The 2331-nt window shown below is 43.3% G+C and carries 3 protein-coding genes; all 3 read left to right on the forward strand.

The genetic code is table 11. The features are described 5' to 3' along the window. The first annotated feature begins 5 nt into the window (after positions 1-5). Positions 6-170 carry a hypothetical protein gene (locus A1D16_RS00985; RefSeq protein WP_290706999.1) on the forward strand — a complete coding sequence of 55 codons (165 nt, stop codon included), beginning with the start codon at positions 6-8 and terminating at the stop codon, positions 168-170. Between the two features lie 90 nt (positions 171-260). After that, positions 261-905 (forward strand): response regulator transcription factor, encoded by a 645-nt coding sequence (locus A1D16_RS00990; RefSeq protein WP_290706846.1) that lies wholly within the window; start codon positions 261-263, stop codon positions 903-905. Then, positions 902-2331 (forward strand): tetratricopeptide repeat protein (locus A1D16_RS00995; protein ID WP_290706848.1); only part of this gene is annotated, 1430 nt, incomplete at its 3' end. The genes A1D16_RS00990 and A1D16_RS00995, both read left to right, overlap by 4 nt.

The raw sequence follows: 2331 nt of genomic DNA on the forward strand, positions 1-2331 counted from the left end.
TTAATATTAATGGAGGCGCTATTGCCCTGGGGCATCCGCTGGGTTGTACCGGGGCTAAATTAAGTATCCAGGTTATTAATGATATGAAAAGATTGGGTAAAAAATATGGAATGGTAACCGCTTGTGTTGGCGGCGGACAAGGGATAGCCGGTATTATTGAAAATTTATAAGCAGTTTATTAGAGGACGGAATAAAATATAGTTTCTTTGTAATAGGTTTACGATCCGTTAACCACGATTCTTTTAAACAGCAAGCAAGCTATGACCAGGGTTTTTATAATTGATGATCATGAAATGTACCTGGAGGGGCTCTCCTTATTATTGGCAAAACAATCCGCTATTCAGGTTACTGGAACCTGTCAAAGCGCCCGTCAGTTATTGGAGCTGCTTCCCAGCCTTTCCCCGGAGGATATTTTGTTATTAGATGTGAACCTACCCGATATGGAGGAGGACGATCTGTTGAAGGAAATCCGGAGGATAAGGCCCCAACAAAAGATCTTATACCTGACCCTTATGCGGGGATCGCGCTACGTACATAAACTTTCCAAGTTTCAGATCCAGGGCTATATTCTGAAAAACGCTTCGGTAGAGGAATTGGTAAACGGGATTCAGACCGTAAGCCGCGGTGGTACTTATTTTAGTAAGGAAGTCGATATCATGGGCGCCGAAACCTTTCGCAATACCTTAACTATTGAGGACCGCAAGGTAGATGAGATCCTGTCTAAACGCGAAATTGAGGTGCTTCGGCTGGTGTGTAAAGAGTTCAGCAATGCAGAAATTGCCCAACAGTTGTTTTTAAGTATCAGCACTATTGAAACGCACCGGAAAAATCTTATTGCCAAACTCGGGGTACAGAATACGGTTGGTTTGGTGAAATTTGCATTGAGGAATAACCTTATCGATTGATAAAGTACTGGCTCATATCAGCAGCCTTCGCTTGTACTATTGGCTTCACCCCTGTATACGCTCAGGTACCGGATACAAATGCCATAAAAAACCTGTATGATCAATCACTGGATTATTCCGATGACCGCATTGATTCATTAAAATTAAATGCCCGCCTCATAGAGGAAGCGGCTCAGCAACTTGATTTTATCAAAGGCTTTATCCTGGCCAACCGCTTAAAAGGCCTTGCCGAAGAGTATGCCGGAAATTACGAAGAAGCTATTTTCTGGTACCTGAAAACACTGAATGATGCAAGAACGCACCAGTTCGTAGAATATGAAATAGCTGCCCTAAGCGACCTGGCCATTACCTACAGTGAGGTGAAGCAATATGAAAAGGCAAAGGACGTTTACCGCCAATCGCTCCAACTTTCCATGAAAAGAGGCGAGGTTTCTAACATTATATCCGGACTGGGTAACCTGGGTGCTATTTATAACCTGTTGAACAAACCCGATAGCGCACTGCTTTTCCTGGAGGAAGGCTTGCGCCTCTCCACGGCCTATAATACATCTGAAACACTTCCCACCCTGTATAATAACCTGGGCAATGTATATTTTAAGAAGAAGGATTTTCGCAAAGCACTTCAGTATTTCAGCACCAATAAACATTTGCACCAGTCTCCCGATCAATTGGGGAATTTATGGACAGATTACCTGAATATCGGTGATGTATATATTGAGCTGGGCCAGATGGATTCTGCCAGGTTCTATTGCGAAGAAGCTCTTCGCGTTTCTCGGCAGTTAAACTCCCGGCCTAAAGAAGCAGAATCCTATTCACTGCTTGCCAAATTTTATGAGCGACAGGGAAATTACCGCAAAGCTTTTGAGTTTCAGCAATTGTGGTATCAATTGGATACCGCATTGGTAAACCAGAATACAACGGCTTCTATTGCGGAAATGCAGGAGCGTTACAATGCCAAGGACAGAGAGGCGCAGAACCGTTTATTGCAGGCAGCCGTGGAGCATGAAAAACTAAATAACCGAAACCTTCGCTCCTTAAGTTTGGCGGCTATTCTGATCGTGGTATTGATTAGTATAAGCCTGATCGTGTACCGGAGGTCTAATAAACAACTTCTCAAAGTGAATGCGGTTATTAACCGGCAGAAAGAATCGCTTTCCTTGCTGAATCAGGAAAAAAATACGCTTATCAGTATAGTATCACATGATTTAAGTACTCCTTTTTCCAGCATTCATATGTGGAGTCGTTTGCTTGAATCAGATAACACATTGGATGCGGATCAGAAAAAAGCTACCGAAAATATTAGGAGGGCAGCAGAAAATGGTGAACAATTGATCCGGCATATTCTGGAAGTCGAAAAAGCGGGTACCGGCTCGGAAAAACTGGAGCTGGAAGAGATCAATCTTCCGGCGTTTGTTCAACACCTGGT

The organism is Flavihumibacter sp. CACIAM 22H1 (genome assembly GCF_001601815.1).
Classification (GTDB): domain Bacteria; phylum Bacteroidota; class Bacteroidia; order Chitinophagales; family Chitinophagaceae; genus Flavihumibacter.

What these genes read in the sequence shown, in the direction of transcription:
- A1D16_RS00990 (WP_290706846.1), top strand. Translation starts at nt 261, where the DNA reads ATGACCAGGGTTTTTATAATTGATGATCATGAAATGTACCTGGAGGGG.